We start from the raw sequence: 25,395 nt of genomic DNA, 5'->3' as shown, positions 1-25,395 counted from the left end.
ATATGCCGAAAGAACTTAATCATTTTCAACAGTTAAAAATTTACCTACTTCAACTTCTAATTCTGTTAAATGTGTAATGAATTTGTTGATTGTTGGCATGTAATTACCGTCATTATATAATTGTTGATAGCCATAAATTACTTTATTTCTATAATCCTTACCATTAATAAAGTATTCCTGTAATACTCTTGTGCTATTTCCTTTCGTGATAGTTTTACTAATCCATTCGGGATACCAAGTATAATTGTCTCTTACATATTTTGAATGCTCTATAACTACTTCATTAAAATTTTTCTCTCTGTTCATCAGTTCAACTTCCAAAAGATCATATATGTTTATGGCTTTTAAAGCTAGACTGTCTTTAGTGTCAAGCTCTTTTAATTGATTTACACCAGATTTATTTAAGGTGATATTCCAACCGTTGGCCAATAATCTAGAGAGTCCTTGATCTAAAAGCTCTACCGTTATAGAGTCCTTTAGAACCTTTTCAAAAATAGGTTTCTTCTTCATATAGAAGGCCTTAACATCATTTAAGTCCTTAAGATCATTTTTAATATCAGCATGTACTGATTCATAAATATTAATTAATTTTTCGTTTCTATTTTCTTTTTCATTCCAATTATTTATTTGAAGCGCAATAAGAATCCCTATAACCACAAGGATGATTTCGCCAATGGCGTATTTAAGGTATTTGCCTGTTTTGCCTGTTTCCATAAGGTTGTATCGTATTTTTCTAAAGATTTTAATCATTGTTAAAACTGTCTTCAATTATGTCTATCATCTCAGTCATTTTATGTTTTACATCTATCAATCTTCCATGCTGTATTCGCCCATAGATAACATAGTTACTAAACATATTCTCAAATTGGAGTGTATAGAAGAAGGATTCAAAATTGACATTAAAATTAGAATTTGAGACGTTTTGACCTATAGTTTTTTTCGAATTTGGATTGATAGTAAGATTAAAAGAATTGCGATACGACAAATATTTTGAGTAAAGAGGTGTTTTTACGTTATCATCCAAATAAATTAGGCGTTTATCTACTTCGTCTAATTCGTCCATATATCTGTTCCACGATGAGATGTGACTTCGTAAGCCTTTACTTTTTATAATATCCATTTTACCAGTACTTATAATTTCATTTAAAGTGCCAACTTCCGGATCGAAGGTTGGTGTATAAATGTGTGTCATTAAAAGTTTGTACATACTATCATTTGAAACCGTTCTTTTACTTTGAATAAGTTCCATGGCTATAGAGTCATATGTTCGATAGGTGTGGTTTTGAAAGATTTTATTATTTAATTGCACCAAAGCAGAATCGAGATCTTGTTTTAAGTTAATTAAGGTCTCAGTTTCAATTTTTGTATTTAATCGGTCTTGATTCCAATTATTAATCTGTAGTGCAATGAGAATCCCAATAACAACAAGGATAATTTCTCCAATGGCGTATTTGAAGTATTTTGTAGTCTTATTTTGATTCATAAGCTCGTATCTAATTTTTCTGAAGAACTTTATCATAATTATAATCTTATAATGCCCACGCGGCAAGCTGGCCCAATCACTAAAAATGTCCACAGGACATTTTCTAAACGTTCTGTCCTATTTTCCATAACAAGATTTTGACGGATTTTTCGAAAGAATTTAATCATTGTTCAATTCAGTTTCAACGCTTTTTAAAAGCTCATTCACTCTATTTATAATACTGTTATTAACTCCTTTTTGCAGAGAAGCAATAGTATGCCTGTAATTAATGAGATTAATAATATTCAATTTTTGTTCAGGTTTGTTCAACTGATCTAAAGAAATAGTAGAGAGCGATGTATCAGTTGAATGGATAAACTTACTGTACGAATAATTATTAAAAATTGCTTCCATTTCATCTGAATATCCTTTTAAACTTAGTGTTCCAAGTTTCATGATTTCTGGAACAATCATATTATCAACTAAATTTGTATTATTATTGATAGTATTTGTTGACCATAGTTGTAATTGTTCGTTAAAAGCCACAAGGTCTTTACGTAAGTTAGTATTTCTGATAAGCTTTGTTTGCCCAGAATTAATCATCTCAACGAGTGTGGTTGGGCTTGCAATAACCCCCCATCTAACGGTTAAATCATTTATTTTAGGTAATATAGAATCCATGTTGTAAAAACCTTGATTTAAGTCATAATGCCTTATGATATCACTAGATTGATTAAGGATTATATCCTCAACAATATTGGCCGTATTGTAACTCTCTATAATGCCTTTTAAATCGTCTTTAAGATTTTTCAGATATACTTGCTCTTGTTTTTTATCCTTATTGCCTTCATTCCAATTATTAATCTGTAACGCAATCAAAATTCCTATAACCACAAGCACAATTTCTCCAACGGCGTATTTGAAGTATTTTCCCATTTTATTTTCTTGGATTAATTGTTGACGAATATGTCTAAAGAATTTGATCATTTTTGGAACTTCTTTAATTCATTAAGTAAATTTTGATTTAATTGTTTTAAATCTAAAAGTCCACGATTTAAAGTACTCACAAAATTGGCTTCTAAACGATTTAGGACTCTTTGGTTTTGAAATATTTCGGTGATATTAGAATTGTTTATTTGGTACAATTCGGGTATTTCGTCAATAACAAATTTTAAGAGTTCTTTCTGCGTTTCTAAATATCGATCTTGATTAGAAGTTAAGAAATCATCATAACTATTATAGGTTTCTATGATGGTGCGCCGCAATTTTTTATCTATAATAATTCCGATTTTACCTGTACTTTTCATTTCGTCTATAGTCGTTGTAATTGGCGTAAATCGTTTTCTATTTTGCCATTGCATTCGGTAATAATACATTAATGAATCACTATCATAAGTTTCCTTTCTTATATACTCTGGATAAATGCTAAAGTCGGACAAATAGAATGTTAAGTCTGTATGTTCCTTTAAGTAGCGTTGTAATTTATACTTTGCCTTGAGCTGATTATTAGAAGCAACGAGTAGTTCGTCAATAGCACTGGCATCTTTACGAACATCATTAATTAGTTCATTAATATAACTTTGTTCTTTTTCTTTTTCTATTCTGGTTGCGTTCCAATTATTAATCTGTAATGCAATGAGAATACCAATTACAACTAGGATAATTTCACCAATAGCGTATTTGAAGTATTTGCCTGTTTTGTTTTCCATGAGTAAGTTTTGGCGGATATGGCGAAAGAATTTAATCATGTCTAACTACTTTTTAATTCTTCTTCAATCATTTTAATTGTAGCCATTATAAAGTCTCTTATATTCCTTTCGTTGATGACAACATAATCGTGATTGTGTTTGTGGTGCCATATTTGATTTTCGAACTCCATTAAGTCATCTTCAGATATGTTTATTCTAAATGGTGACTTTTCTTGGTAGGTTTCTAAATAATTCATTTTATCAAAGGCCAAGTTTTTGGTGAGCTCACCATTAGATAATGGAAAGCGTTTCATTAAAAACGGCATTAAGTTCATGGTGTAATTATCTGACCTAAACAATATATCTTCTTCGCAGTCTGCAATTAATGTTAGCCAATTACCTAGTTGTGCACGGATATTTTTATTTTTTAAAATATTTAATTTACCAGAGTTAACAATTTCACCAGAGACACCTGTTCTAGCATCAAATGAGGTGAAATCTCCAATATTTAGTAATAATGAGTCAACGTATTCTGGCATTTTATTTAAAGAATCTGCTCTTATGAGTTTTGTGAGGGTAAGGCAAGATTTGGTTGTTTTTTTGTTAACTGCTATGGTAGCATCTACTTCGCTCAAATTATATTCAAATTCGTCTTTAAGTGCCTTTAATAACTCTAACTCTTGTTTGTTCTCTATACGTTGTTGGTTCCAGGTGTTAATCTGTAGTGCAATCAAAATTCCAATGACAACCAGGATAATCTCGCCAATGGCGTATTTAAAGTATTTGGAGGTTTTGTTTTGACTCATAAGGTCGTATCTAATTTTTCTAAAGAACTTTATCATAATTGTTATAGAATAATATAATCTTCTTTATTCGCATCATATACTTTAGAGCATTTGCCATCTTTTTCTAGTTCAAAATAACTTTCAGGTTCTATAGAAACACCATATTTAACATCTAAAAAAGATTTAGGAGGGATGTTAATAGTATCAAAATTTTCGTTGTTCTTGTAATGCCATTTTAAGATTACTTCTTTCTCTTGATTGTTGTAAATAATTACATCTCTCTCAAAATATGTTTCATACTTTTTTTTCGGAACCTCACCACAGGGAAATTCTTGATAGGGCCTAAGGTTTAGATTGGTAAAAAAATCTTCCACCATTAGATTTTTATCCTTAGTAGATTTTAATTTAAATAACAAAATCACAGCGCTTGTTCTAATTAAATTTGCCTCCCAAACATTTTCTCCAAGTTGATATCGTATGTAATGGTTTACCTCGCTTCGGTAAATTTTATCATTTAAAGATCGATCGATTATTTTTTCAAAACCGACTGAATCATTTCTTCTAAATTCTGGAGTTTTGCTAGCAAGCTCTTTATTTCGTTGCATTGATAATTCTAAAGTTTTGTTTTGCCAAAATCGCCATGCTTTAATCCTTCTTTTCAATAGTTTAATTTCTGGAAGAAAAGACTTGTAGGCATTAGACAACTCTTTTTCTTGTTCAATAACTTCATCTAACCTCTCATCTCCTAAAAACGTTGATCGTGTTCTGTAACTGCCAAATGCTAGAATGGGTCGTTCGCGAATCATTTCTCTTGTAACTTTATCCTCTCTGTATAGCGTCCGAACAGAATCTGCCATATGACCACTTCTTAATAAAGCTGAAGTTTCTAAAATATTGTTTTCCAACTCTGCCTCCAGTGCTGTAAAAAGTAAATTTATTTCCCTATTTATTTTCCGCTTTTCGTTCCAATTATTAATCTGTAAAGCGATAAGAATCCCTATTACAACGAGGATGATTTCGCCAATGGCGTATTTAAAGTACTTACTCGTTTTGTTTTCCATAATTAGATTTTGACGGATATGGCGGAAGAATTTAATCATTTGGTTGACTCTAAAAGTTGTAAAATAGACTCTGTTTTTTCTAATACCTCTTGAAATTCTCTTAATCTTATCCTGTATAAATTAGCTTTTGAAGTGCCCCACAAATTGAGTTGGAGTGCAAGGTCTTTTTTATCTACTTTAGACCACATTAGAGCATTAGCATCTCCTTTATTTATATAAGTAAATGGTAAATCAAAAGGGTAACGCCTCATTAAATTATTTGTTTCTGTCAAAACCACACTATGATAGTTAGTATCAGACTTTGATACTTGTTCTTGCATTACTGATAAATCGAATAATTCCTTTTTAACCTCATCGTTAATGATTTCAATCTTTCCTGAAGATTTAGCAGAAGTATAGGTATTGTTGTTAAAACCCTGAAAGTTCTGAAAATAAATATAGATATCCTTTCTTATAAAATTCACCAGAGAATCGGTCTTAAAAGACGAGCTTGATAGTATTTTACTTTCTTCTTCCAAAGTTTGTTGACGCTGCCTTGTTTGTTCTAAAAAGGCATTTAACATTTGAACGTCTGCTTCAAGTTCTGCTTGTATAGATTTTAAAAGTTGTTGTTGCTCAATATTCTTTTTACGATGTTCATTCCAATTGTTAATTTGAAGTGCAATTAAAATACCAATTACAACAAGTACAATTTCACCAATGGCGTATTTAAAGTATTTTCCCATTTGATTTTCTTTTAGCAGTAATAGGCGAATATGACGAAAGAACTTAATCATCTGTTATAAGGTATTTATCTATTAGACTGATTGCTTCTTTATTGTCTGCCAAATAGTTTTTTGCCAAGCCCCGTAATATTTGCGAATTTGTTTTTATGCCCTGTAAGAAATATTGATAGTTGTTATCTTGCATTAGTAACTCATAATCCTTAAATAACACTTCTCCCGAAACGAGTTCACCGTTTTTTAGTTCTGTAGATTCCCACTTTTTAAAGTAAAGTGCTCCTTTCCGAGTGCGAAAATCCTCAATTTGTTCAATCACTATATCTTCCATATGTTTGAGCCACACCAAGTCGCCTTCATAAATATTGAAAACAAGTTCTCTTAACCTTGGATTTGAAATAACATCTAGACCTTTAGATTTAATTGTGCTATAGCTTCCAGCGTTAAGCACAGCTTTAGTCCATAAACCTGATTGGGAAAAGTGTATTAATAGCGAATCTTGGTAAGTACTATTGTGGTTTATAAGGTCAATTAAAATCTCACAAGATGTAATACAGAGGGTCTGAAGTTTTATATTCAGTTCTATATCCTTAATATTAAATTCTAAATCTTTCTTAAGTTGAATGATCAACTGCGTTTCATAATCTCTTTGTTTGCGGCTTTCATTCCAATTATTAATCTGTAATGCAAGCAAAATACCTATAACAACCAAGATAATCTCACCAATAGCGTATTTAAAGTATTTACCTCTTTTATTTTCACTCATAAGGTTGTATCGTATTTTTCGGAAGAATTTAATCACAGACTAGTTGTTTTTCGATTTTTCCAATTCAGAATTCAATTTAATAATGATGTTCTCAATTTTATGTTTTACACCATCAGACTGGTCATTTGTATATGCAGTATAACTGATGAGTTGAGCCAAATAATCTTCAAAATCTGGATGAACCAATAAAGGCTTAAAATCAGATTTTTCGAATAAACTCTTTAGGGTGTCATAATTGGCCATACTCCCCATAGTTATTTTTTCTCTCATTTTTTTGTCGTCAAATATTTCCATATGCATTCTACCTATTTGATAGTTCTCTCTCAGAAAGGGCATAACTTGGTTTTCCGTAAAATCCACGATAATTACTTCTTCTTCCTGGAGCTCACTTAAAGAACTGCTAAAACTAGACACATTGTTTCTTAGTTCCTTATTGTGTAATAAATAAAGTTTTCCGGTATTAATCAGCTCATTAGTAACACTAAGTTCTGGGTCAAAAGTTGGGCGTAGTGTAATTCTAATAAGATGTCTATCTAAACTATCTACAATTGCAAAGGACTCTGGTTCTTTTCTGTATTTTAGGAGTATATAGCATGATTTAAGGACATCATTTCTTATATCTATCTTTTGATTGATTTGGTTTAAATTATTTTCATACTCGCTCAATAAAAGATTCAATATTTCTTTCTCTTGTTTATTATTTTGGTTTTCTAAATTCCAATTATTTATCTGAAGTGCAATAAGGATTCCAACAACAACTAAAAGTATTTCACCAATGGCATATTTAAAATATTTGGATGTTTTGTTTTTCATGAGCAAAGATTTTCGAATATGTCTGAAGAATTTAATCATTATATATTTCTAAATCATTATTAATGATATCTATTAAAAGGCTAGATTTTTTTTTAATATCCTTATACCTAGGAATAAATTCTTCTGATATAATATTTGATATGGCCAATCCATTTTTATACTCTAAGCTATTAAAGAGTGCATTAAAATGGTCCTTGTTTATACTTAGCGATTCAGCTGTTTTTCCGTTATAAAAAATAGATTTGAGGCTGTTTAAGTCCACATAAGTAAACAAAGATTTGTTTATATATTCTTTATACTCGAATGCTTCGTGTTCAATACCAAACAGGTTGTTTTTATAAAGCTCTTCTAAATCTAATAGTAATTGTTTTATAGAATCATTTTCTATTAAGCTCAAATTTCCTGAGCTAGCCAACTCATTATATGTGCTGTTGTTTGGCGTAAAACGTTCTTCATTTATGGTACTGTAGACATCTTTAGATAGATTATTTACATCCGATATCATATTTATTCCCTCTATGTGTGAGATGAGTTTTTCAGTCACCTTCATTTTTTTTATCTTGTGTCGATTTGCTCAGTTAACTGAATTAGGTCTTTTTTTAAATCGAGTTTTATGTTTGTGAGGTATTTAATTTCACTTTTACGCTCTATCCTCTTTTCATTCCAATTATTAATCTGTAGGGCAATCAAAATCCCAATAACAACAAGTACAATTTCACCAATGGCGTATTTAAAGTATTTGGATGTTTTGTTTTCCATAAGAAGAGATTCGCGGATATGTCTAAAGAATTTAATCATTGCTCAATCTATTTTTTTCTTGGTTAATGCGTTCTACAAGTTTCTCCATCTCTTTTAATAATTTTACATATTGAGAAACCTGCCCTTGTAAAGTGAACAGCTTTTGTCTCAAAGCATTTATTATGAATAAGTCGTTTCTGTAATCGTCCAGCGTTTTAGGTTTAATATCAAAACTTGATACATCTGCTTTATAAAAGATGTTAGGATCACTATAATTTGAGCCATCTGCAAGATCCATCTGGGGAATATGGTCAAATTTTAATAAGTAAGGGCCAATAAAATTTCTAGTATAATCTCTAAGTGCTCTGTCCCAACCTTTATAGTCATCCGTGTAATACTTAACGATATCATCTGAAAGCGACTTATTGCTAATAAGCTCTAGTTTACCTGATGAAACTAAATTATTAAATGTTGTCGCGTTTTGATCAAAAAACGATACCCCAAAAATGGTACCGAATTTAGTCATAAACTCTTCCTTTGAAGCATCTCTTTTCCGCCCTAAAATTTCAATACATTCTATATAATTATTAACCTCTAATCCAATATTTGTATTTAACTCTTCGAGATAGTTAATATCTGAAACAATATCGGTTTGTAACTTATTTAGTATAAAGTATTGTTCTTTTTGGCTTTTGCGGTTTTCGTTCCAATTATTGATTTGTAAGGCAATCAAAATGCCTATTACTACTAGAATAATTTCTCCAATGGCGTATTTGAAGTATTTGGATGTCTTTCCTGTTTCCATAAGGTTGTATCTTATCTTTCTAAAGATTTTAATCATATTTCGTTAAAATTGGAAGTAGATAAACTGCTCGCCATGACCCTGGGCGATAACAATTAGAAAAAATAAGGTGGCCCAGAATACACCGAATAGCCATGCAGGTAATCCTCTAGCAAACTCCTTCAAGGAGCTATTGCGCATATACCAATGACATAAAAACATAATCCCAATAACCGTGCACACTTTTATGATATCAAAATTGCCTAGAATTTTCTCACCTTCCGTATGCACATAAAACATTGATTGTATCATGTGCCAAGCTTTTTCAAAAGTTCTAGCTCTAAAAAAGACCCATGTAATATTCACACAGGAAAAGGTGAGGAATGCAAGAAAAATACCATTATATGCCGTAATCTTAAACGGTAAGTACTTTTTTTGAAGGCGTTCTAGAATTAAATACGTGCCGTGCAAACCACCCCAAACCATAAAGGTCCAGGCGGCGCCATGCCAAAGACCTCCAAGTAGCATGGTTAACATTAAGGCTATATACATTTTAATGATACCATGCCTGCTGCCACCAAGAGGTATATAAAGATAATCCCTAAGCCAGGATGATAAACTTATATGCCAACGACGCCATAAATCTGAGAAACCGAGTGCTGCGTAAGGATATTTAAAATTATCGGGTAATATAATACCTAGCATCAGGGCTATACCTATAGCACAGGTAGAATAGCCTGCAAAATCAAAAAAAATCTGCCCAGAAAAGGCAATAGTTCCAACCCAAGCATCAAGGCCATGTAGGACTTTACTCGTTCCAAAGACATCATCAGACACTTCAGCTAGGAGTGTATCTGCCAGTACAACCTTTTGAAATAACCCAATGGTCAGCAAAAATAAGCCCCATAAAAATTGGTTCATAGTAGCGCGTTTTTCTTCATAGAACTGGGTGATGAGGTCTTGAGCCCTAACGATGGGTCCGGCAACTAATTGAGGGAAAAATGTGACATACAGGGCGAAGTCCAAAAAGGTTTTGGCGGGTTGTGTTCTTTTATAGTACAAATCAATGGTATAGGACATAGTTTGAAAAGTGTAAAAGGAGATGCCCATAGGAAGGATTATATCCATGGGTTGAGGTTCAAAATTGAGACCAATTATATTTAATAGGCTCACAAAATTTTCTAAAAGAAAATTACCGTACTTAAAGAACCCAAGGAAACCGAGATTTACAAACATACTGAGCAAAAGCCAGAATTTTCTGCGCTTTTTCTTGGTTTCTTTGGCCAAGCGATTTCCTGCTGTCCAATCTACCATGGTAGATATCCATAGAAGAATAATAAGAGGCGGATTCCATAGACCATAAAAGACATAGCTGGCAAAAAGTAGCATACGTTTTTTATTGGTCCAACTCAAAATCTTGATGTAGTATAATATCAATACCACTACTAGGAATACGATAAAACTTAAGGAATTAAAAAGCATACTATTTATCGATGTTGATTTGTGGAATAGCTTTTTCAGCTTTTAGGATTCCTATGAGTTCCCTTGTAAAGAATCGAGCATCTTCTGCAGATAGGTGAGACCATTCTGGCAAAAATAGATTTTGGAATTGCGGATAATCTTCATAGTGATAAGACTGAGCATTTACTTTATTTACGAGGACATCCCAAAATTCGTGTCTAGGAAACCCTTTGGCTTCTACCTCCTTAAATAATCCTGAGGAGGGACAGCGCACTAAAATAAGATTACCTCCTCGTTTTGTGAATGTATTGGCGAGTTTTTCAAAGGCTGCCATAGTCGCCGTTTTGTCCGGTGGTGGCCTATCTGCAGAAAGGATGTCTTTCCACACGGCTTTTATTGTATTGGCGTAGGAAGTGTCATTGGTCACATACTCTGGCATTTTCATGTGACGATCTAGACCGATTTCTTCAAAATTATTAAACGGTACAGGTGGCGGACCAGCACGTTCACTTATGTGTATACGGCTTAAGAGTGTGCCTAAATCTACATCTGAATCCCAAGCCTCATCACCATCTCTTATAAAAGCCAGATTGGTTTGTAGGGGAACCGATAATATGTGATTTATACGTTGGGCATAAGTACGATTTTTAAAGTAATCTACCTTTGCTATGGCTCGTCTCATTGGAGGGGCTTTTGGAAACGTCGTTGAAAATAATAGTGCAGGAGTAACACCCACAACCAAAGTACCTGCAAAGTCAGTATTTTTGACAATGTCCTCAAAGATTGGAATGGGAGAAGAGCCTTGTACTGCGAGCATGATTGGCTCGGTATGGGTTAAATCGCGCCATAGGTCTAACTGAATATCATAGAGTATCCTGGAAGACCCTATAAAAACAATTGTGTTCTTGGGCTTTTTTTGGAGTCGTTGGCGTTGGTTGGCCCAGAGATCTTTATTGTCATCTAGGTAAGGTTCTACACCTTGACATCTCCAATAGATTTCCCAAGATGTTATGGCAGTAACTCCTAGAATGGCTGCAATTATAAAGGATTGCCTTAACTGCATAGTATAAGATTGATTTAGTTAGTATATAGGCAGCCATGTAAATTAGGGTTATGGTTAAAGATAGTTAAATTATTGAATTAGAGCATTTACATAGGTTAGGCTTAATTTGCATTTTGAGATTCGAGATTCTTTTATTTTACATAGCTAAATCGTAAGGCAACTATTACCGTTAAGATGTCACTATCGGCGTATTTAAAGAACGTAATATGTTTTGGTATTAATACTTGTTATAACGTGTTTAATTTCTAAAAGTTTAATTTTTCCGGGCTTCTCTAGATTTTCCATAACAATTTCTGCTAGTTGATTTTATTCTTCAAAATCGTCTATGTATGGTCCGTTGCACTTAGTCCTTAGCGCTACGCTGTTCTTTGCCATATTTTACAACAACTTTTATAATAACTCTAAGAATTAAGGCTGCTGCCACAACATAAATAATAGTTTCTGTATCCATAGTTGAATTTAAATATTTGATATTTTGCTTTTTAAAGTACTTAAATCATTGCCAATTTCTCCCAAGACGTATTTAAAGTATTTGCCAGCCATCGCTGAAGCTTGGGATAACGTGCCTATTAGGTTTTTAATATTAGAAGATTGGCTCATATATTGTTAGGCTTTAGCAGATTAGTCAGGCTTAAGTAACTCTATAGCTTTTTTAGAACGCTCTTTAATGTCTTTACCTCTTACCTCGATATAGTAGTACAATTGTTTCAATGCTCCCATAAATAAATGCCTATGAAGCAATGCTTGAGCTTTCCGTTCTTTACTGTTTTTAATATTTAGTTTTTTGTAGAAATCAGCTGGCTCGCCCAAAAAAGCACTAGCTAATTCACTCTGTTCTACAGCAGTTTGAATGTAGTTATCAATAATAATTTTTATTTCATCTTGCCTGGCACTCAAGGCAATAAGGCAATCGCGTTGTTCTAGTGTTAAAAGGTTTTCTGCAGCTTCAGACTCCATATTTTTAAACGTACTGTTTACTGGATAATAATTCATGTAATAGGCTTTGACTTTATTAATGCTATCCAATAATTTATCTACGTTAGCATCATTTACCGAAAGACTGTCATAATACTTAAAATAGTCTTCGATATTGGTTTCTGGTGTATTACTTCTTTCAATAAGTGCGTTTATATTGAGTGTGTCCGTGATGAGGTCATTAACGATTTTTTCAACAAGTGCTTTTGACTTAATTTTTAACTTTCGCCCTTCATTCCAGTTATTAATCTGTAATGCAATGAGAATTCCTATAACTACAAGGACAATTTCGCCAATGGCATACTTAATGTATTTGGCTGTTTGATTTTCCATAATTAAGGATTGTCTAATATGGCGGAAAAATTTAATCATAAGCTTTCTGTAATTGCATACTGTGCATTTGTTCAAGTTTTTGCGATAGAATTTGGGTCATTCGATAAAGATTTTCCCGCTTCCGTGTGACTTCAACAATTGCATTTATAAAATCTGGACTTTGACATAATTTGGATACTTCGTATTCTACTGTAGGCTGATTCATCGTATCAAAACCAAAAACCACATGGTCTTTTATAACTTGATAGTCCATACTTAAATCTCGCTGATAATCATTAATGTAGAGCATCATGGCATCTCTTTGCGCAAAAAATTCTGTAATAATACTTTTAAGTTGTTTGTCTTCAATACCAGCCAGAAGATTTGCAGATAACATTTCTTCATAGGTATCTCTAATTTGGAATAATTTTCCTAATTCGTTGTAAGTAATAAGCAATTGATCTAAATTAATTTTTTGGTCATCAGATATTTCACAAGACTTGAGATTGCTATAAACACCCAAAGCAATAAGATGATTTGCTTTCGTGTATTTAACAATACCTTTGTATTGAAAACCCATGGAATCAATATCTGTTGCTAGTTGCTTTAAATACCTTGTCTGTGTGTGTTCTAATGTTCTATTCTCATTCCAATTATTGACTTGTAAGGCAATAAGGATACCAATAACTACTAAGACAATTTCACCAATGGCGTATTTAAAGTAGCGGCTTGTTTTATTTTGCTCCATGAGGTTTTTTCGTATTTGACGGAAGAACTTTATCATTTTAGCTCCGTGTTAATAATACCAATTAAGGTATCGATCTCTGTTGTTTTTTCTCTATAGAGCGCATTAAGCGTCATAGAATTTCCGAATATTCTTGCCATGTAATTGGTCATTATATGATCGTTAAGAAATTGATGTCGTTTATCATTTAAGAAAGTAGGTTCATTGAACTTAAAATTAGCCAAATCAAAATATTGACTTATGTGATTTGAATAATTATTAGATATAGTCTTACCTAGGTTTTCAAATTCTCTGATCATTTTAAGATCAGCATCCCAGGATGCAATTTTCTCTCTTAGCACCTTGTTGGTTACCATATCTAATTTACCTGAGCCAATGATATCATTTATTACGCCTTCGCTGGGCATAAATACTGTAAATCCAGAACTTCCACTTATTAAAGTATCGATTTGGATTACTGACAGTTCATTACCATTTTTTTTGATCAGGCTTACAAGCGTATCAACTCTTTTAGAAACTCTGGAAGTTTTCTTAATTACCCGTTCCAAAGCGAGATTTGATTGCTCAAAATCTGCTTTTAACCCTTTTAAATAAATAGATTCCTTTATGTTTAATTTACGCGCTTCATTCCAGTTATTTATCTGCAGTGCAATGAGAATACCAATAACCACGAGAATTATCTCACCAACGGCATATTTAAAATATTTACTTGTTTGGTTTTTCATAAGAAGAGATTGACGGATATGGCGAAAGAATTTAATCATTTATCTTTTTGAGATAGTCATCAATAGAGTTATTCAAATTTATGGCGTATTCTTTTTGTCTGGTATATGCTGCTAGTAACCCCAGGATGTTTCTCGATTTATAGCGCAGCATATTAATGATCATATAATTGTTTTTATAGGCTTCTAGAGGCTGCTGTGCTTTTTTATAGTCGACAATATTCTCGGAGAATTGCTCTAAAAAAGCTTGTAATTGAGGTTCAATAAGTTCTATGTCATGCGGTGGAACATAATCAAATTCCAATAAATAAGGAGCGAAATTATTCCTCGTATAATCTCGTAAGGCTGTTTCCCAACCCTGATAATCGGTATTGTAATAGCCCACAATACTATCTGCTAAGGATTTATTTGTGATTAATTTTAGCTCTCCGTTATTTTGAAGGTTGTTAAAGGTGGTAACGTTTAATGTTAAACCACCTATTTGCAAAATAGATTTAAAATCTCTGAAAAAATCAGCCTTGGTGCCTTCCTTTTTGTCTGTTAAAATATCCAAACAATTCGCATATTTTATAATCATCTTTTTCTTGAAGTCTATTTCAAAATTTAAATCCTTTAGGTCTGATTGAATATCATTTTTTAGACTCTTTAAAATGGTTGTTTCTTGTTTGCTTTCTTTTCTTTTTTCATTCCAATTGTTGATTTGTAAGGCAATCAAAATCCCTATAACCACTAAAATGATTTCACCAATGGCGTATTTAAAGTACTTACTTGTTTGGTTTTCCATAAGTAAGTTTTGACGTATGTGACGAAAGAATTTAATCATAGCAGGCTGAATTTAATTCATTTTTTATGGGCTCTAATTCTGCAAGGATGATATCAAAAAGTTCGAGCTCTCGACTTGATAGCGACATCCCGATAAACACTACCTCCTGAAACCTCTTGTAATAAATACTGCTAGAATCTAAATGCCAATTGTTTTTTGGTAGAATATCTAAAAGTTCTGAATCTAAGTTTAATTGCTTAGATATAGCCAACTCTTGCCATCCTAATTCTAACACATTATCCCAACTTTTTAAAAGTTTTTCTATCCTAAAATCTCTATTTTTAATTAACTTATCATTGAGACTTTCTAAGTTTGAATAATAATTAATGAGTGATTGTTTTAGATTTTTGTTTTTTAGCAGATTTATATTTCCAGATGATTTTAAATCCGTGTATGTTACATCGATGGGTACATAGGATATACCTCTTACGGTATATATGTACTCTGTAAGTAATTCATTTTTTGTTTTATTCTTTTGGTGAAGATGTTTGATTAATTGCTTGCCCGTTTCAATCTTTTTAACAGCTTCTGCTTTTAGTGAAAGGATTTGTGCTTTATCGAGTTCAAAATCATTTAATAATTGACAATAATAGTCTTGTTCTATAGTTCTATTTTTTCGTGTCTCATTCCAGTTATTAATCTGCAATGCAATTAAAATTCCAATCACTACAAGAATTATTTCACCTATTGCGTATTTAAAGTATTTGGAAGTCTTGTTTTCCATAACCAATTGTTGTCTTATGTGTCTAAAGAATTTAATCATTAATCTATATTATGGGATTCTGATCTTATAGCACTGAGTAAATCACTATTTCTAGACTGCAGTCTATTTAGACCACTATTAAACCCACTGGCAGCGTTACCTAGTAACCGGTTCTTAACTTCAAAGTTGTTTAGTAAACTTATAATATCCAATGGTTCAGATTCATTAAAAAGGTCACTAAATATATTTGGTGCACTAGATTGAACAAGTTCTCCCAATGCATGTTGTTGAAGCAAATACCTTTCTTGACCATTATTAATGTGAGTCGTATAATAATTATACGTTTCTAAAATTTTACGCCTTAAAGTGGTGTTTTGAATAACACCAATGTTACCAGTGCTTTTCATCTCGTCTAGCGTGGTAGTGATAGGATGAAATTTGGAAACATTTCGCCATTGTTCTCCAAAAAAATAAATTAAAGAATCTTCACTTATCTGTTTTCCCTCATAATACTTTAAGACTTTATTCTTTGCTAAGGTTTGAAAATCTGATTTTTCTTTAGCTTGAGAGATAACTATGGAATCGGTTTGTAAATCTAAAATAAGCTCTGATAGGTAACGTTTTTCTAATTTTCTGGCTGCTCTTTTATTGCTCCAACTATTAATCTGTAGTGCAATTAGAATCCCAATAACAACGAGAATGATTTCACCAATGGCGTATTTGAGGTATTTGGTTGTTTTTCCTGCTTCCATAAGGTTTCGTCTTATATGTCTAAAGAATTTAATCATTAGCAAGTTCTTTGCCGATTAGTGCAATTACGTCTTGGCTATTGGCTTTAATGCGGTTTAAATTGAGACAATACCAATATTTTTGTTCAGTAAAATTTACTAAATCGTAAAAAATCGGTTGGTTTTTGGCCTTCTTTAAATCTGTATAGGTCCAGTTTTGCTTTTCAAAGGCATACTTGGTGGCAATGCCGTTTTCTAAATTTTTAATGGCTTCGTAATTGCTCGCCAGGCGTTGGTGGTTTTCATTATAAATTCGTTGAATTTTATCAAGAAGAGGTTTGTTTTTTATTAAAGCAGTTTTTCCATCAGAAATTAAAGAATTATAAGTGCCGTTAATTGGTCTAAACGATACGTTTCTGTAAAATACATGTTCAAAATCTATGGTGTCAGGTTTCACGAATAAAAAACTGTTTTCTTGGGCATAATAAAAATGTTTTTTGTGAAACACTGAATCAATACTACTGATTACACTAAATGTTTTTTGATTCATTTTGAGTATGCTATCTACTAGAATAATATCTTTTTTTATGTCTGCGCGTATACCTTTTAAGAACTGTATACCAATTTTATGTTCTTTTTGAGTTTCATTCCAATTATTAATCTGTAAAGCAATGAGGATACCTATAACGACAAGGATAATCTCGCCAATGGCGTATTTAAAGTATTTGGTGGTTTGATTTTTATTCACAAGACTATATCGTATTTGCCTGAAGATTTTAAACATAGATTTTGATATAATTGGGATTAAGCCTATAGTGGGCTTAATCAACAAATGGCATTACAGAGCTATATTTAATATAAGATATTGTCTAGAAGACTGTCTAGCCTTCCTTCGTGTAGACTTAAGCGACCGTCAGACATAAATATCTCATGGATTTCAGTTCTAAAGGCACTGAGTTCCATGGTGGTAAAGTGATGCGCACTTATGGCGCTCTCAATTTTTTCTAGGCGTTTCTTTTCATTATCTCTATTAAATTCAGCATAAATGGACTTGAAGGTTTCGCCATTGAATTTAGATTTAATAATGTTGAGTTCTGCTTCTGTTTCTTGATTATCTGCATTTGCGCAGAGTAGAAAAATATAAAGTTGTAGTTCTGATTTATCCCATTGGTTAGGTTGAGATGGCATAATTAATGTGGTTTTTGGTTAATAGCTAATTACCAAAAGAGGTTAGTAGGGTAGGACCTAGGATACTTTAAAGATAGGCAACATAACTTAAATAGCATATTTTAATTTTCTTTTGTTCAAGGCCTTAAGAAAATGTGCACTATACAGGCTATTTTATAAATTCTAACTACTTATTTTGGTTTTAATTAGCCTTTAATTCCTTGTCTATTAATGTTACTATATGCTGACCCTTTACTTTAAGGGTATCATATACCGAAAAATATTTTTCTGAAGCAACACGCTGCATCATACCAAGCATTTTACTGTTTTTGTAAAATTGCTCGGCAGCTAGTTTAATTTTTTTAGCAGGCATATCCTCTAAAGGGATATCACCCAAAAAGACCTTAAATATATTAGAAATCTCGTTGTAATTGCCTTCATACAAGCCTGCTTCCATGGTTTCAATAAAATTATTGAGGCTAATTTCACTCTCATGGATTTCCTCATAAAAAGCATAATAGTCCAAAAGGGCATCCTCTAGTTTAAGTCCTTGAAGTTGTACAATAAAACCAGAACTTTTTAAGGCTTCAAAACCTGTTTTATTAACGTTTAAATATCGCTCTCCCATTACAGGAGCTATACGGTTTACTAAATCTATTGACATAGAGTCTTTATAAACACATTCCATATAATCCAAAGCTGCTTTGTTGTGGCGTTCTCGTCGGTTTTTGATGAGATTAATTTCTATGGTATCTAATTGTATGTTTTTACTGATACTTTGTAAGTATCCGAGGAGTTGCGCCGTAGTTTTTCGGTTTTCATTCCAATTGTTAATCTGTAGTGCAATTAAAATACCTATAACTACAAGGATTATTTCTCCAACAGCATATTTTAAGTATTTGCCTGTTTGGCCTTTTAGAATAAGTGATTGTCTAATATGTCTAAGAAATCTTATCACCGAAAAATAAATCGTTACAATTTAAAAAAGAAAATATAAATACCTCCAACCGCTAAAACAATCAAGCCAATTGCTAAGAGGTTTATAGCGCGTTTTACATTCTTGAATTTCCAATCTGCAATTTTAGAGACTATATAAACTTGTTCACCTAGCTGAAGAAACAGTTCATCTTCATCAATGCTCATTTTAAAAAATGATTTAGAAAACTCCTTAATATTGCCATAACGCGATATAACATCCTTAAAGAAGAACATGTTCTTATCAAAATTCCCTTCAATTTTTGGAATAAAACAACGAATACAGAATAGGATAGAAATGGCAGTAATTAGTACCCATAATATAATAATACCAAGCAAAATTATGTCTTTAGTTACATCAGTCTCTAAGGACTGCGCACCCTGATAAATAAAATTTAAAATAATACCGTAAAAAGATAAGATGAGTCCGGCTTTCAATTCAGAAGATTTAATTAAAGCAGACACATAACTTATGGTATACCAATAATGATCTACTAAATCTTCAGTATGATTGGTAAGGATTTTTTTAGATGGATCGTTATCTGCCATGAGCTAGGGATTTTATAATCTGAAAAATACAACAGGAATTTGGTTTACAAAAACCATTGTTGAATATTGAGAATATAAATGCCTTGTAATTTATCCTATTTGTCCATCATCATTGATATCTGTTCCAGAACGTTCTTCGAGTAGTTTTAAGGTTTTGAGAAGAAGTGCTTTTGTTTTTTTAAGGTCTTCTTCAAGCACAACAACACGTTCTTCTAGCGATTCTGCTTTGCCTTTTTGTTCTTCAATTTCGCTTTGTTGGATTAAATCCCAGAATAGTCCCATGATGGTTGGTTTTTAAAATTAGAGTAGTTAATAAATTTAGAAGTAATTAATCATTGGTACACTAAACCATTGAAACGTTACATTATTGAATAAAGGTAACCTTGGTGATTAAACCATTTTCAACTTCATAAATAGCCACGGCTTGAAAAGTACGTCCATTGGCCATGACTTCCTCTTCATCAATGACTTTATTGCCAATGACTATGCGTTTTTTGAGAGTTGCCTTTAAATCTGGTGCACTTTTAAACCACTGTATATAACTTTCTCGCATTTGGGTTTTACCATCAGTTCTGAGTTCATTGGGATAATTAAAGAGTTTTATATCATCCGAGTACGTCGCCATAAAGGCATCAATATCACGTCGATTATAGGCATCCAATTGTTGTTGTACAACAGTTTCAAAACTCGAATCGTCCGAATCAGATGGTTTTGGTTCATCTTTGACCGCCTCCGCTTCTTCTTTAGACCCAGAATTGGTGTTTAATTCAGCAGCCAAGGCAAGTTTCGTTCCCGTAATATTTACGGTAAGTCTCGTAATTTCTGTTACGCCATATGCAGTTAAATCATCAATTTTCTTCCAATTGATATCACGTCTTAGTGTTAGCATATACAATTCTGAACCTTTACCAGCAAGCATAGTGCTCTTATCCAACCAACACATATCTTCAACACCAGTTAGGGTGCTAGCCAATAATAAAATTTTACCTGTCTCAGGGTCTAGCGACTTAATTTTCCAATCTGCTTCATCGCTTTTAGAAATAAAACTTACGAGTTGGGTGTCTGGAACAAGATGGATAGATCGTCCAACATTTTCAGCAACTTTTTTGTGCGCCCCTGTTTCAACATTACTAATATAAAGATTGAGTTGGTCGTTTTCAATAACTGAAGACACAACTGTCGTAGCATTGACCCACACATAATAGGCCACTACCATATCACTGATTAGGGGTGTAGATCCGCCATTACTCAGACTATAACTGTACAAAGCTTGTTTACCGTCTGGATCTAATCTTACAGCAGAAACCTCATTTTGTAAGGGTATTTTTTGAGGTGAGTATTCGCCGCCTTCCGTAAAGTTTATCCAAACTTTAGAGTTGTATTCTGAAAAGAATTGTGCAATATCAGTCTGTCCATTACGAGTAGAGGCATATAAAATACGTGATTCACTCAGAAACGAAGGCTGATTATCATAACCTTCATTATTGGATATATTTTGAAAATTTGAAAGTGTTAGTTTAGGTTGAGTTTCTAAATCAAATAGAATAATCTCGGTATTGGGCTGAGCCTGTAACAATGAAAAAAAAATTGTCCCAAGGCATAAAAAACAATATTTCATATATAAGTTGGTAAGGTATTATAAAGATATAAAAATTAGCAACTCCAATTAATCCATAAGCGCATCAGTTCCTTATCGTTCTATTAAATAAATGAGGTTAGGCCTAATAGATAAGTGGTATCTTGTTTAAAATGTCTATATTGGTGACATCATATTTAACTTCAATTCTATCTACATGCAAAAAGTTACACTTTCTGTTTTCGTTTTTTTATTTGTTTTATTTGGTTTTGCCCAGCAGACCCAATATAATATTGGTTTCGAAACCTCGGATAATGACGGTTTCCTTAATTATTGGCGAACCTTTGAGGGACCAGATCCCGTTATTCAGATTATTGACAACCCAGATACAGATGGTGGTACGGTAGCGGTTACTAAAGTACTTCAAATAGATGTTGATCAGAATTCTGCATGCTATGCAGGTGTTATTAATGAACATGGCACCTTAGGGACATGGCAATTAGATGCTGGAGTGCCCAGTAATCTGTCGCTCAGTATGGACATAAACAGTAGTTTTTCCGAAGGTCGTATAGGAATTAAGATGGTGAATGCTACCGACGGAACTGTATTTGAAATCTCTGATGCCCAAGGTGATTATACAGGTGCTGGCCAATGGCAAACATTAACCTGGAACATAGAAACTGGAGCCAATAGTGGTGACAATGTTAATGTAGATCAAATCGTAGTTTATGCAGACTGGAGATGTCCAGCGGGTTCAAATCCCAGGCCATCTAATCTTACCTTATTAGTTGATAATATAACTTGGGGTGCCAATAAATTAACTGACCCTCCAGGACCTTCGTGTACCAATGGTATTGAGGATGGCGATGAAACAGGCGTGGACTGTGGAGGTTCTTGTCCTAATACTTGTATCCCAGACCCGCCAACTTCTGCACCTCAGTTTGGTTCTACGGGAACGGATTTGTACGTTTATTCGGAACTTCCTGGACAGAGCGTTTCTAATTTTATATTTAATTCTTTTGGGGGTACTGGAACTTATACTGAAATTGATATTGAAATGGACGGTAATATGACAGGTAAATTGTTTAATCTCGATTTTTTTGGTTCGCAGTGGACTCCAGAAGATACAACGCCTTATACTTACGTACATTTAGATTATTTTGCAACAACCGCCACCCAGTTTGAGTTTTTTCTAATTGATGATTCGCTATCTCAGACAGTTTGTTGTGGCAATCCAGCAGAGCCTTTCTATGGTTTTGGTCCAGCCTCGGATGAACCTTTGGTTCAAGGACAGTGGGTGAGTGTTTTCATTGAATTATCCCATTTTTCAAACTTTAATGCAGGTTGGGATGGTACTGATATTAAGCAAACTAAGTTTACAGGAAATGGTATTATATATTTTGATAATATTTACTTTAGTACAGAGAACGCATTGAGCACAGAAGAATTTAATCAGGCGTCATTTTCTGTATACCCAAATCCAACAAAAGATTATTGGAATATCGATGGCCTAAACACTGACATTACTCAAATTGAAATATTTGATATTCTTGGGAAAAAGGTAAAATCACTTGAACCCTCTACCACTAATGTTACAATAGACAGCTCGGAATTTAAAGTTGGAATGTATTTTGCAGCAATTTATACTGGTAAAAGCAAATCAGTAATACGTCTCATTAAAAAATAAGCGGCCAGTTATAAATAAAGAAAGCCAATTCAACTGTTTGAATTGGCTTTTATTTGTTTTAGTCTTAAAATAACTAGAAACAGTACTTGTTTTCTGCCTTCACTTTTTCAGCAATGGTATTTCTAAGCTGCACCACATTAGGATAATTGGCATACTTTGTAAAGCGCTTTAAGCCCATAAGCATCATTTTTTGCTCATCACCTTCAGCAAAAGAAATAACGCCTTCCATACCATTTTTCTTAATGATTTCAACAGCATTGAATAAATACAACCTAGCCATGGCTATTTGCTCTTTTTGAGACTCTTCTCCATAGCGTTTAGCATTTTTCTCTGCACGTAAAATCGCAGATTCTGCCATATAAATTTCAATTAAAATATTAGAGGCGTTTAGCAATAATTGCTGGTGCTTTTCTAAATCTGGACCAAATTTTTGGACTGCAGAACCAGCAACCATTAAAAATACTTTCTTGAGCTTGGCAATCATTTCTTTTTCCTCAGAAAATAATTCAGAGTAATCTGGGACATCAAATGAAGGAATTCCAAGGAGTTCATCTGCAACCGCCATGGCTGGACCTAATAAATCTACATGACCTTTCATAGCTTTTTTAACCAACATACCCACTGAAAGCATACGGTTGATTTCATTAGTGCCTTCATAGATACGTGCTATACGGGCATCACGCCAAGCAGCTTCCATTGGTGTTTCTTCTGAGAAGCCCATACCACCAAAAATCTGTATCCCTTCATCTGCACAGTTTTGTACGTCTTCTGATACGGCAACCTTAAGAATAGAGCATTCAATGGCGTATTCTTCAACACCCTTCAGTTCAGCCTCTTGGTGGGTATTTCCAGATTCTAATCTTAATGCAATTCTATCTTCAATATTTTTAGCTGCGCGGTAAGAGGCTGCTTCTCCTGCATAGGCACTAGTTGCCATTTCGGCAATTTTAGCCTTAATAGCTCCAAAGTCTGCTATTGGTGTTTTAAATTGTTTACGTTCGTTAGCATACTTAACGGCCGTGGTTGTTATACGTCTCTGCGAATCTAAGCATGCGGCAGCCAATTTAATGCGACCAACGTTTAGCGCGTTCATGGCAATTTTAAATCCTTCACCACGACCCGCTAGCATATTTTCTACAGGGACCATACAGTCATTAAAAAATACCTGTCTTGTAGAACTTGCACGAATTCCTAATTTGTGTTCTTCTTCACCTAAGGTAATTCCGTTAGATGGGTCATTTTCAACTATGAATCCAGTGATATTTTTATCATCTCCAATTCTGGCAAAAACAATAAAGAGTTTACAGAATCCAGCATTGGAAATCCACATTTTCTGACCATTAATTTTATAATGCTTGCCATCTTCAGTTAATTCTGCCGTAGTTTTTCCAGAATTGGCATCACTACCAGCTCCAGGTTCCGTTAAGCAGTAGGCACCGAACCATTCGCCAGTGGCTAATTTTGGTACATATTTTAATTTTTGCTCTTCGGTACCATAAAGCGTAATTGGCATGGTTCCAATTCCTGTATGTGCTCCAAAGGCTGTACTAAATGAACCTGTACCACTAGAGATATAGTCACAAACCAGCATTGTAGAGACAAAGCCCATGCCCATTCCTCCATAGGCTTCAGGAACGGCTACACCTAAAAAGCCAAGGTCACCTGCTTTTTTCATACACTCTTCGGTAAAGGCAAAATCCTTATTCTCAAAACGCTCTCTATGGGCAATGATTTCACGGTCATTGAACTCAATAACAGCTTCTTTCATCATGGTTTGCTCTTCATTAAAATCTTCTGGTGTAAAGACATCTTCGCTTTTTGTCTCCTTTACCAAGAACTGGCCACCTCTTAATAATTCTTTTTCTATTGTTTCCATCACTCTTATATTTTGATATGTTTTTATTTAGTTTAAAAATTCGAATATCCCTGCTGCCCCTTGTCCTGTACCCACGCACATTGTGACCATACCGTATTTGTTTTGCATGCTGCGTTTCCGCATTTCATCAAACAATTGTACCGATAATTTTGCGCCAGTACATCCAAGTGGATGACCTAGTGCTATGGCACCACCATTCACATTGATAAGTTCTGGATTAAGGTCTAATTCTCTTATCACAGCCAAAGACTGGGAGGCGAAGGCCTCGTTTAATTCGATTAATTCAATATCTTTTTGAGATAATCCTCCTTGCTTTAATGCTTTTGGTATAGCGGCAACGGGACCAATTCCCATGATCCTTGGCGGTACGCCTGCCGCAGCATAACTTACAAGACGTGCAATGGGTTCAAGATTTAGTTCTTTTACCATCTCCTCGCTCATAACTAACACGAATGCAGCACCATCGCTTGTTTGTGATGAGTTTCCAGCGGTTACGCTTCCACCTTGAGCAAATACAGCACGTAATTTTCCCAATGCCTCTTTACTCGTACCACGACGTGGCCCTTCGTCTTTAGAAACTGTATATTTTCTGGTTGCTTTTTTACCTTTGGTATCCACATAGGTTTCTTCAACTTCAATAGGAACAATTTGATCTTGGAACCTATTTTCATCTAAAGCCTTTAGTGCTTTCATGTGTGAGTTATAAGCGAACTCATCCTGGTCTTCTCTAGATACCTTATACTTGTTAGCAACAGCCTCTGCAGTATTACCCATTCCCCAGTAATAATCTTCATGGCCCGAATTAACGATGTCGTAATTGAGTTCAGGTTTGAATCCGGTCATTGGCACAGAACTCATGCTCTCAGAACCCCCGGCTATAATGCATTCTGCCATCCCTGATTGTATTTTAGCAACGGCCATTGCAATAGTCTCTAACCCTGATGAACAAAATCGATTAACTGTTACACCAGGAACATCTACTGTGTTTAGCCCAATAAGTGAAATAATACGTGCCATATTTAAGCCTTGTGAGCCTTCTGGCATAGCATTACCTACAATAACATCATCAACTCTATTAACGTCAAAATCAGGTAGCTTGTTCATCATGTACTGAATCGTCTCGGCAGCTAACTCATCCGCTCTTTTAAATCTGAAACCACCTTTTTTAGATTTTCCTACGGCAGTTCTATATCCTTTTACTATATATGCTGTTTTCATCT

Annotated in this window: 30 protein-coding genes; 1 reads left to right on the top strand and 29 read right to left on the bottom strand. The window is 33.7% G+C overall.

What is annotated here, in order from left to right:
* Positions 1–15: 15 nt before the first annotated feature.
* From J4050_RS05090 to J4050_RS04960, 27 genes are all read right to left on the bottom strand, one after another.
* A complete protein-coding gene (locus tag J4050_RS05090) occupies positions 16–750 on the bottom strand; it encodes a DUF6090 family protein (protein WP_208153339.1) in 735 nt (244 codons plus the stop codon).
* Positions 743–1,519: a DUF6090 family protein gene (locus J4050_RS05085; RefSeq protein ID WP_208152938.1), complete on the bottom strand. Its 777-nt coding sequence runs from the start codon at positions 1,517–1,519 to the stop codon at positions 743–745. Before J4050_RS05085 ends, J4050_RS05090 begins: the two co-directional genes overlap by 8 nt.
* Positions 1,520–1,642: 123 nt before the next feature.
* Entirely contained in the window at positions 1,643–2,398 is a 756-nt protein-coding gene (locus tag J4050_RS05080) for a DUF6090 family protein (protein WP_208152936.1), read from the bottom strand.
* Between the two features lie 47 nt (positions 2,399–2,445).
* On the bottom strand, positions 2,446–3,210 hold the full coding sequence (locus tag J4050_RS05075; protein ID WP_208152934.1) for a DUF6090 family protein: 765 nt from the start codon (positions 3,208–3,210) through the stop codon (positions 2,446–2,448).
* Positions 3,211–3,212: 2 nt separating this feature from the next.
* The gene (locus tag J4050_RS05070; protein WP_208152932.1) at positions 3,213–3,992 is read right to left on the bottom strand and encodes a DUF6090 family protein; all 780 of its coding nucleotides are present in this window, start codon (positions 3,990–3,992) and stop codon (positions 3,213–3,215) included.
* 5 nt (positions 3,993–3,997) lie between these two features.
* On the bottom strand, positions 3,998–5,035 hold the full coding sequence (locus J4050_RS05065) for a DUF6090 family protein (protein WP_208153337.1): 1,038 nt from the start codon (positions 5,033–5,035) through the stop codon (positions 3,998–4,000).
* A complete protein-coding gene (locus tag J4050_RS05060; protein WP_208152930.1) occupies positions 5,032–5,772 on the bottom strand; it encodes a DUF6090 family protein in 741 nt (246 codons plus the stop codon). Before J4050_RS05060 ends, J4050_RS05065 begins: the two co-directional genes overlap by 4 nt.
* Positions 5,765–6,481: a DUF6090 family protein gene (locus tag J4050_RS05055; protein WP_208152928.1), complete on the bottom strand. Its 717-nt coding sequence runs from the start codon at positions 6,479–6,481 to the stop codon at positions 5,765–5,767. The genes J4050_RS05060 and J4050_RS05055 overlap by 8 nt, the downstream gene beginning before the upstream one ends.
* A gap of 39 nt (positions 6,482–6,520) precedes the next feature.
* On the bottom strand, positions 6,521–7,294 hold the full coding sequence (locus tag J4050_RS05050; protein WP_208152926.1) for a DUF6090 family protein: 774 nt from the start codon (positions 7,292–7,294) through the stop codon (positions 6,521–6,523).
* 31 nt (positions 7,295–7,325) lie between these two features.
* Positions 7,326–7,844, bottom strand: a complete 519-nt coding sequence (locus J4050_RS05045; protein WP_208152924.1) for a hypothetical protein — start codon at positions 7,842–7,844, stop codon at positions 7,326–7,328.
* A 5-nt stretch (positions 7,845–7,849) separates the two neighbouring features.
* Positions 7,850–8,092 carry a DUF6090 family protein gene (locus J4050_RS05040; RefSeq protein WP_208153335.1) on the bottom strand — a complete coding sequence of 81 codons (243 nt, stop codon included), beginning with the start codon at positions 8,090–8,092 and terminating at the stop codon, positions 7,850–7,852.
* On the bottom strand, positions 8,085–8,873 hold the full coding sequence (locus J4050_RS05035; RefSeq protein ID WP_208152922.1) for a DUF6090 family protein: 789 nt from the start codon (positions 8,871–8,873) through the stop codon (positions 8,085–8,087). The genes J4050_RS05040 and J4050_RS05035 overlap by 8 nt, the downstream gene beginning before the upstream one ends.
* Before the next feature lie 6 nt (positions 8,874–8,879).
* The gene (locus tag J4050_RS05030; protein ID WP_243878553.1) at positions 8,880–10,202 is read right to left on the bottom strand and encodes an MBOAT family O-acyltransferase; all 1,323 of its coding nucleotides are present in this window, start codon (positions 10,200–10,202) and stop codon (positions 8,880–8,882) included.
* Between the two features lie 94 nt (positions 10,203–10,296).
* Complete coding sequence (locus J4050_RS05025) at positions 10,297–11,337, bottom strand: hypothetical protein (protein WP_208152918.1); 1,041 nt, start codon at positions 11,335–11,337, stop codon at positions 10,297–10,299.
* 459 nt (positions 11,338–11,796) lie between these two features.
* On the bottom strand, positions 11,797–11,937 hold the full coding sequence (locus J4050_RS05020; protein WP_208152916.1) for a hypothetical protein: 141 nt from the start codon (positions 11,935–11,937) through the stop codon (positions 11,797–11,799).
* Between the two features lie 21 nt (positions 11,938–11,958).
* A complete protein-coding gene (locus J4050_RS05015) occupies positions 11,959–12,645 on the bottom strand; it encodes a DUF6090 family protein (protein ID WP_208152915.1) in 687 nt (228 codons plus the stop codon).
* Positions 12,646–12,676: 31 nt separating this feature from the next.
* On the bottom strand, positions 12,677–13,408 hold the full coding sequence (locus tag J4050_RS05010; protein ID WP_208153333.1) for a DUF6090 family protein: 732 nt from the start codon (positions 13,406–13,408) through the stop codon (positions 12,677–12,679).
* Positions 13,405–14,094: a DUF6090 family protein gene (locus J4050_RS05005; RefSeq protein ID WP_208152912.1), complete on the bottom strand. Its 690-nt coding sequence runs from the start codon at positions 14,092–14,094 to the stop codon at positions 13,405–13,407. Before J4050_RS05005 ends, J4050_RS05010 begins: the two co-directional genes overlap by 4 nt.
* A gap of 31 nt (positions 14,095–14,125) precedes the next feature.
* Positions 14,126–14,914 carry a DUF6090 family protein gene (locus J4050_RS05000; protein ID WP_208152911.1) on the bottom strand — a complete coding sequence of 263 codons (789 nt, stop codon included), beginning with the start codon at positions 14,912–14,914 and terminating at the stop codon, positions 14,126–14,128.
* Positions 14,907–15,677, bottom strand: coding sequence for a DUF6090 family protein (locus J4050_RS04995; protein WP_208152909.1), 771 nt, complete (start codon positions 15,675–15,677; stop codon positions 14,907–14,909). Before J4050_RS04995 ends, J4050_RS05000 begins: the two co-directional genes overlap by 8 nt.
* Positions 15,677–16,405 (bottom strand): DUF6090 family protein, encoded by a 729-nt coding sequence (locus J4050_RS04990; RefSeq protein ID WP_208152907.1) that lies wholly within the window; start codon positions 16,403–16,405, stop codon positions 15,677–15,679. Before J4050_RS04990 ends, J4050_RS04995 begins: the two co-directional genes overlap by 1 nt.
* On the bottom strand, positions 16,398–17,129 hold the full coding sequence (locus J4050_RS04985; protein ID WP_208153331.1) for a DUF6090 family protein: 732 nt from the start codon (positions 17,127–17,129) through the stop codon (positions 16,398–16,400). The genes J4050_RS04990 and J4050_RS04985 overlap by 8 nt, the downstream gene beginning before the upstream one ends.
* 68 nt (positions 17,130–17,197) lie before the next feature.
* Entirely contained in the window at positions 17,198–17,533 is a 336-nt protein-coding gene (locus J4050_RS04980) for a hypothetical protein (protein WP_208152905.1), read from the bottom strand.
* Between the two features lie 181 nt (positions 17,534–17,714).
* Positions 17,715–18,470 (bottom strand): DUF6090 family protein, encoded by a 756-nt coding sequence (locus J4050_RS04975; protein ID WP_208153329.1) that lies wholly within the window; start codon positions 18,468–18,470, stop codon positions 17,715–17,717.
* A gap of 14 nt (positions 18,471–18,484) precedes the next feature.
* Positions 18,485–19,036, bottom strand: coding sequence for a Pycsar system effector family protein (locus J4050_RS04970; protein WP_208152903.1), 552 nt, complete (start codon positions 19,034–19,036; stop codon positions 18,485–18,487).
* 90 nt (positions 19,037–19,126) lie between these two features.
* Positions 19,127–19,318, bottom strand: a complete 192-nt coding sequence (locus J4050_RS04965; RefSeq protein WP_208152901.1) for a hypothetical protein — start codon at positions 19,316–19,318, stop codon at positions 19,127–19,129.
* Between the two features lie 82 nt (positions 19,319–19,400).
* Positions 19,401–20,612, bottom strand: coding sequence for a nuclear transport factor 2 family protein (locus J4050_RS04960; RefSeq protein ID WP_208152899.1), 1,212 nt, complete (start codon positions 20,610–20,612; stop codon positions 19,401–19,403).
* A gap of 217 nt (positions 20,613–20,829) precedes the next feature.
* On the opposite strand from J4050_RS04960, the gene J4050_RS04955 reads away from it, so the two are divergent.
* Positions 20,830–22,299, top strand: a complete 1,470-nt coding sequence (locus J4050_RS04955; protein WP_208152897.1) for a T9SS type A sorting domain-containing protein — start codon at positions 20,830–20,832, stop codon at positions 22,297–22,299.
* Between the two features lie 73 nt (positions 22,300–22,372).
* Here J4050_RS04955 and J4050_RS04950 read toward each other — a convergent pair whose 3' ends face one another.
* Together J4050_RS04950 and J4050_RS04945 are read right to left on the bottom strand one after the other, a co-directional pair.
* The gene (locus J4050_RS04950) at positions 22,373–24,175 is read right to left on the bottom strand and encodes an acyl-CoA dehydrogenase FadE (protein WP_208152895.1); all 1,803 of its coding nucleotides are present in this window, start codon (positions 24,173–24,175) and stop codon (positions 22,373–22,375) included.
* 27 nt (positions 24,176–24,202) lie between these two features.
* Positions 24,203–25,393: an acetyl-CoA C-acyltransferase gene (locus J4050_RS04945; protein WP_208152893.1), complete on the bottom strand. Its 1,191-nt coding sequence runs from the start codon at positions 25,391–25,393 to the stop codon at positions 24,203–24,205.
* Between the last annotated feature and the right edge of the window lie 2 nt (positions 25,394–25,395).

Source organism: Winogradskyella pelagia (genome assembly GCF_017581965.1).
Lineage (GTDB): Bacteria > Bacteroidota > Bacteroidia > Flavobacteriales > Flavobacteriaceae > Winogradskyella > Winogradskyella pelagia.
Note: the sequence above shows the minus strand (reverse complement) of the source record. Positions and strands in the feature narration are given on the sequence as shown.